We start from the raw sequence: 6,560 nt of genomic DNA, 5'->3' as shown, positions 1-6,560 counted from the left end.
CTCAAACTCCAAGTACCAAGCCCGCGGACCCAACGTAGACCGGCATAGCTACAAAGCCACCATCGCGATCGACATCATCACAAACCATTGCGAAACACCCGCCGGACCTTAACCGAGCGGCGTTGGGTCTAGCAGCCATCAGTCCTGCTCCTCATCGAGTCGGTAACCGCGACGCGGGCTGGCGGGCGTGCACTCGGTGCCCAGGGGCCACCCGCGCGTTCGGGCAGATGCGGCAGACGCACCCGCTTCACCGCGATGTCGGCGACATGGGGCCTTCGCCGCCCCTGCGACACCGCCATGTCGGCGACATGGCGCGGGCCCAGGCCGAGCCCCCCACGCCCAGGCAAGCACCTACTCAAACCAATCCGCCGGCTCACCGAGTCGGGCGACGACACGCTGAACGGGCAGCTCGAACTTCTCCCCCGACGCCTGGAAGCCTTCGTCCGTGGCGGATCAGGGTTCGATCGGGCGGACCTGATCCCGGTACCGCTCATACAGGCCGCGATTGTGCGCGTCGCCCTGAGCGAGATTCGCGGATACGTGGACGGGCGGGTCGATGTCGCGGCCCAGCAACCGGCGGCAGACCAGTTCGGTGAGCAGCTGCGCGATGAGGACTCCGGTGAACGACGAAACCGCCCCGATCCGAACTCCTGGGGTGATCTCCAGTGCCGCATCTCCCGCCGGCGCGTGATTGTCGATCACCACATCCGCGATGTCAGCGAGATGCGGTCCCTCGGTAGAACGCGCACCGGCCGAGCGGGTGTGCGCGAGAGAGGTGACCGCCACGATCGGATGCGCGCGCTCGCGGGCCAACTCCGCCATCTCGATGACGGCGGCGTTGATGCCCGAGTTGGAGACGATCAGGAAGGCGTCGTGCTCGGAGGGTGCGGCGAGGTGGTAGATCCGCTCGGCGAGACCTGACTCGCGCTCGTACGTCGGGTCGAGGATCGGCTCCGGGTCGGCGCCGCCGAACATCACGAGATCCTTGACCGCCAGCATGCTGACGGCGGCGAGCCCACCGGCCCGCCCCGCGAGTTCGAGGGTGACGATCCGCGAGTGGCCGGTCCCGAACGCCTGTAGGACACCACCGGCGGCGATGGCGTCGGCGACCAGCCCGGCCGCGGCCTCGATGGCGTCGAGCTCCGCGGCCAGAACCTGTTCGAGTGCGTTCCGGGCGATGGTGGCGTAGGCGGGCTCAGGCACTGATCCTCCTGGAATGTTCACGGTCACCGACGGCTTCGACGGCGGCCTCGACGGCGGCCTCGACGACGATCTCGCCGCTGCCCGAGGTGACCGGACTGACATAGGTTTCGTAGCAGGGTGGCGTGTCGCGGGCGGGAAGGTAGCCGAGGTAGCCGTTCGCATAGCCGAGGACCACGATGTCCCCCACCCGGTCGGGCGCTGCCGAACGGATCGTTTCGCCCAGCTCCAGGAACAGCTCGCCGGGAACGGCCACGACCGTGACCCCGTCGAGGTCCACCGCCTCCACCTCGATGACGTACGGTTCGGTGCGCCGGTGGGCGGCCTGCTCCTCCGCGATCCGCCGCCCCTGTTGCAGAACCCAGCGGATGCGTTCGTCCTTGACCCCCGGCGGCGGCGTCTGCCGCAGGGCGGCGTCGAGCTCCTCCGGCTGTTTGGGGGCGAGTGTGACGGTTCGGGAGATCGGTGGCCGTACCGGCGTCGGGGCGCCCCCGCCGACGTGCGGCGGCACCGGTCCGACCCGGTCGACCAACCAGGCGCCGAGCCGATTCACCTCGTCAAGCCCCCGCCCCTGACGGGTGTGTCGGGTACTGATGTCGCCGGCGGCACCGGTGGCGACGACCACCCACCTGCCTGGCGCGGACAGCGCCCGACGGATGCCGCCGTTCAGGTCCGCGCTCACGTGGTTGTTGTCGGCGGGAAGGATGGTCGGGTGGACCGGCGAGATCACGACCAGCCCCACCACGTCGATGCCCGCGGTGACCGTGATGGTGTCGACGGGAATGTCCAGCGGGCCCGAGTCGGTGACGTTACGGCGACCCGCCAGCTTGGGAACCAGTGTGCGGACGGAGCCGAGTCTGGCGGCGCGCTCGGACGCCAGGGCGGACCGCGCGGCCGCGAGTGATGCGGCTTCGAGCCGGTCGGCGACGTGCCGTGGGGTGGCCTCGCCGCCGGGGCTGCAGCCCGCCTCGGGGCTCGCATGGGTGTGCGTGGCGGCGACCCAGCAGGACTGCACGCCGATGTCCCGCATGGCGCCCCGGATCCGCTCGACGACATCGACATTGACGCAGATCAGATCCGCGACCACCAGCGCGAACCGGTGGCCGTCGTCGGCGAACGTGACGGCGTGGACCTCCAACGGGTCGAGCACGTTCTGGACGCCGTCGGATCGGTCGGCGTAACCGCCCATGGGTTCTCCGGGCACGACCTCGAGCCGCGCCACCCCGTGTCCGACCCTCATGCGTCGCCACCGGTCCCGTGGCTGGCCAGCAGGCGTGCGTAGGGTTCGACACCGCTCAGCAGCGCCGGACCGCCGTCGAGCGGCTCCGCTCTGGGGCTGACCAGGGGCAGCCCCCTGGCCTCGAGTTCGGCCGCCAGCGCCCGGTGGAGAGCGTTTCCCGGGGCCAGCAGCCGTCCGCTGAAGGACACCCGCCGGGCCGCCCCGCTGAGACCGAGCCGGACGGCTGCCACCCGCGCCGCGTCGGCGAGGTCGGTCGCCGCATGGGCGCAGATCAGGCCGGCCACGGGGTCTGCCTGCGCGGCCGCGTCGAGCACGTCGCGGGCGAAGGCGGCGGTACGGGCGATCATGGCGGGGTCCCGGTAGTACCGCTGGAGCGACGCCAGGTCGATGCCGCCGAGCGCCGCGACCAGGCGGTCGGCCAGTACGGTTGTCGGCCCGACCTGGTCGTGCGACGCGGTCGCGGCGCGCATTCCGGCCAGCCCGATGGCGTACGCGCTGCCACGGTCACCGAGGTGCGGCCCCCATCCGTCGAGCCGTACGTGGTCGCCGCCGGAGTCCACCGCGAGCACGGTCGTCCCGGTACCGACGCACAGCAGCACACCGGGACCGCCGAGAGCGCCGGCGTGCGCGAGGATGCTGTCCTCCACGACGACGGCCGGGCCGCCGAACTGCCGTTCGAGGGCGAGGGCGAGACGCCGGCGCTCGGCGCGCTCCCCCGGTACCCCGGTCAGGCCGGCGACCACGCCGGCCACCTGCGCGGGTAGGGAGATCGTCGCCGCGGCGCCACGAACGGCGGCCAGTATCCGGTCGACGCCGTCCTCGTCCGGACGGTAGAAGAAGCCCGGGCCGACGCCGATCCGACGGCCCGCCGGGGTACTCAGCAGCAGCCGAAGCTCCGACTTGCCGCCGTCGATGGTGATCGTCGTTGTCATCGCGACATCCCTGCGGTCAGCCCTGCGACAATCTGCTTGGTCGCGAGCGCGAACACCACGGCCAGCGGTACCAGGGCGATCACGAGTCCGGCGAACAGGGTGCCGCGGTCGGCGGCGAACTCGCCGAAGAACCGGGTCAGCCCGACCGGGACGGTGTACTTGTCGCCGCTGCGCAGCAGTACCAACGGGTAGAAGAAGTCGTTCCAGGTCGGCGCGAACTGGAAGACCGTGGCCACCGCGAGCGCCGGCCGCATCAGGGGCAGGACGACCGACACGAACAGACTGCCCTCGTTCGCCCCGTCTATCCGCGCGGCCTCCTCGAGTTCCCCGGGCAGTCCCCGCATGAACCCCATGATCACGAAGACCGAGAACGGGATTCCGCTCGCCGCGTAGAGCAGCACCAGCCCGATCCGGCTGTCGGTCAGACCCATCGACTGGAACATGTAGAACACCGGCAGCAGGCCGAGCTTCGCGGGAATCATCAACCCGGACAGGAAGAACGCCGCCAGCAGGGCCCGGCCCCGGAACTTCCACCTGGCCAGGGCATAGGCGGCCATCGCCGACACGCTGACGCACAATGCCACCGAAGCGCAGGTGACGGTCAGGGAGTTGATGAAGTACGTCGAGATCGACGCGGTCTGCCACGCGCGGGCGTAGTTGCTCAGGTCGAACGAGCTGGGCAGGCCGACCGGCGCCCGGAGGATCTCCGCGTTGGGCCGGAGCGAGCCGATCAGCACCAGCAGCAGCGGGCCGAAGGCGATCGCGGCGTACGCCCACAGGAGAAGCTGGCTGCCGGCGCCGCGCAGCGGCGAACGCTGGCGGGCGCCGCGCGGACGTGCGACCTCGGCCCTGGCCTTCGACACCGGGCCGGGGGCGCTGCGAAGGGTGATGCTCATTTAGTGGACCTCCCGGCGGCGCAGCGCCCGCTCCAGGGCCAGGGAGACGCCGAAGATGAGCACGAAGATCAGCATGGCCAACGCCGACGACTCTCCGATCGCGTTGCTGCCGCCCCGGAAGGCGGTCCGGTAGTAGAGCAGGCCCAGGACGTCCATGGCGCCGCCGGGGCCGCCGTCGGAACCGCCCAGCGCGTAGACGAGGTCGAAGATGTTGAAGCATCCGATGAACGTCAGCACGGTGATCACCCCGACCGCCGGTATCAGGAGCGGGAACCGGATGCTCCAGAACGTCCGGGTCGATGACGCGCCGTCCATCGCGGCCGCCTCCTCCAGCTCCTGGGGAATACCGGCCAGAGCGGCGCCGAAGATGAGCATCGGCCCGCCGATCCACTGCCAGGCGTTGACCAGGATCAGTACCGGCAGTGCCAGATCCGGCTCGCCGCGCCACGGCCGCGCCCACGCGTCCAGGCCGACCGCCCTGAGCGCGAAGTTGATCGGGCCGAAGGTGGGGCTCAGCAACAGCGACCAGATGTACCCGACGATCAGCGGGCTGATCAGGTACGGGAGCGAGAAGAGCGTCTGGAACAGCCGCTTGCCCCAGGGGTTGCGGTGCAGGAGCACCGCCAGGCCGAGCCCGATGGTGTTCTGGATCGCCATGGTGCCGACGAAGAAGAGCACGTTGTGCCCGAGCGCGGCGGGGATCTCGTCGCTCAGCGGGTAGCGGGTGAGGATCTCGCGGTAGTTGCCGATCCCGACGAACTGTCCCTGGCGGGTGCCGTCCCAGCGGAACAGCCCGTAGTAGAAGGCGGTGACGAGCGGTACCACGAGGAAGAGGCCGTAGAGCGCGAACGCCGGCAGGCAGAACGACGCGATCCACCCTGCCGAGACCCGTCCGGCCCGGCGGCGTGACCGCCGGGCCGGACGGACCGTCAGTTCTTGGGCCGGAACCACTGATCGACCCCTCGTTGGATGTGTGCGGCCGAGTCAGCGGCGGTGCCTCGGCCCAGGACGTAGTCGGAGAACGCCTCGGAGGCGAGGTCCCAGGCGGTGGGTGTGCCGCCGGAGAAGTACGCGTAGGTGACGTACGGGCTGGGGTTCGCCTGGTACCCCTTGAGTGCCTGCGCCAGGAGTTCGTCCTGCGGCTCGACGCCCGGTACCGGGGAGATCTGCTGGAGCTCGTTGGACAGCGCCTTGCCGAACTCCTCCGTCGCCATCCACCGCACGAGGTCCAGCGCCGCGTCCCGGTGGCGGGACTTCGCCGAGACGCCGAACGACCCGTCGACGTAGCCGGGCACCAACGTCTTGTCGACCGCCGCGCCGGGCGCCGGCGGCACGTTGAAGATGCCCATGTCGAGCTGGGGGTTGGCCTTCTTGAACCCGGCGAGCTCCCACACCCCACCGGGGAACGCGGCGGCTTTGCCGGAGGTGAAGAGCGCCTGCGCGTCGGTGTAGCTCACCCCGGACGCCTGCGCCGGCCAGTACTTCTGGGTGCTCTTCCAGGTCTCGAGCGACTTCACCCAGGGCGCGTCGGTGAACTTCGCCGAGCCGTCGAGCATCTTGGTGAGGTAGTCGGGGCCGCCGTAGGTGGTGGCTCCGAAGATCTCCTGCTCGATCGGCAGCATCCACTTGTCGGTGACGGTGTTCGCCAGCGGGGTGACGCCGGCCTTGCCGAGCTTGTCGAAGCCCGCGGTCATGTCCGCCCAGGTGGTGGGGGCGGCGATGCCGTTGTCGGCGAAGATCTTCTTGTTGTAGATGACGTGCAGCGTCTGGATCGCGAACGGAACGCCGTAGACGCGCCCGTCCTTCTCGCCCTTCGCGCCGTCGAGGATCGGCTTCGGGAAGCCGCTGAGCTTGTCGACCTGGTCGTCGAGGGGCACCAGGCTGCCGGAGCCGACCAGCGGCTGGAGCAGTCCGTAGGAGCGCAGCTGCGCGACGTCGGGGCCGTTGGCGTCGGTGAGCCCGGTCTTGAGGATCGTGTCGTACTCGGTGTTCTTGTAGGGGACGTACTCCACGGTCACGCCCGGGTGGGCCTTCTCGTAGATTTGGAAGATCTTCTTGTACGCCGCGACGTCCTCCTGCCGCCAGCCCCAGACCTTCAGGTTGACGGCGTCGCCGCCACCATCCCCGCTGTCGCCCGGCGCGCAGGCGGCAAGGGTGACGGCGAGTGTCGTCGCCACCACCCCCATCACACCGAATCTTCTGGGCATCTCATCTCCGATCGTCGTGGCCGCCACCCTCCCGGCCTGGCGGACGAGCCGAGCCTAATACTGGTATAGACCGGGGGTCAACGGG

The 6,560-nt window shown here is 70.0% G+C and carries 6 protein-coding genes; all 6 read right to left on the bottom strand.

Features of this window, described 5'->3' with window-relative positions; translation table 11 throughout:
- Positions 1–453: 453 nt before the first annotated feature.
- From ABGB16_RS24015 to ABGB16_RS23990, 6 genes are read right to left on the bottom strand one after another with little or no spacing between them, the layout of a single operon-like run.
- The gene (locus ABGB16_RS24015) at positions 454–1,203 is read right to left on the bottom strand and encodes an SIS domain-containing protein (RefSeq protein ID WP_347670353.1); all 750 of its coding nucleotides are present in this window, start codon (positions 1,201–1,203) and stop codon (positions 454–456) included.
- Positions 1,196–2,440 carry a hypothetical protein gene (locus ABGB16_RS24010; RefSeq protein WP_347670352.1) on the bottom strand — a complete coding sequence of 415 codons (1,245 nt, stop codon included), beginning with the start codon at positions 2,438–2,440 and terminating at the stop codon, positions 1,196–1,198. Before ABGB16_RS24010 ends, ABGB16_RS24015 begins: the two co-directional genes overlap by 8 nt.
- A complete protein-coding gene (locus tag ABGB16_RS24005; protein ID WP_347670351.1) occupies positions 2,437–3,372 on the bottom strand; it encodes a BadF/BadG/BcrA/BcrD ATPase family protein in 936 nt (311 codons plus the stop codon). Before ABGB16_RS24005 ends, ABGB16_RS24010 begins: the two co-directional genes overlap by 4 nt.
- On the bottom strand, positions 3,369–4,268 hold the full coding sequence (locus ABGB16_RS24000; RefSeq protein ID WP_347670350.1) for a carbohydrate ABC transporter permease: 900 nt from the start codon (positions 4,266–4,268) through the stop codon (positions 3,369–3,371). Before ABGB16_RS24000 ends, ABGB16_RS24005 begins: the two co-directional genes overlap by 4 nt.
- A complete protein-coding gene (locus ABGB16_RS23995) occupies positions 4,269–5,219 on the bottom strand; it encodes a sugar ABC transporter permease (protein ID WP_347670349.1) in 951 nt (316 codons plus the stop codon).
- A complete protein-coding gene (locus ABGB16_RS23990) occupies positions 5,198–6,475 on the bottom strand; it encodes an extracellular solute-binding protein (protein ID WP_347670348.1) in 1,278 nt (425 codons plus the stop codon). Before ABGB16_RS23990 ends, ABGB16_RS23995 begins: the two co-directional genes overlap by 22 nt.
- Positions 6,476–6,560 lie beyond the last annotated feature (85 nt).

This window comes from Micromonospora sp. B11E3 (assembly GCF_039871625.1).
Taxonomy (GTDB): Bacteria; Actinomycetota; Actinomycetes; order Mycobacteriales; family Micromonosporaceae; genus Micromonospora.
The sequence above is the reverse complement of the archived record's forward strand: the minus strand, read 5'-3'. Positions and strand labels throughout refer to the sequence as shown.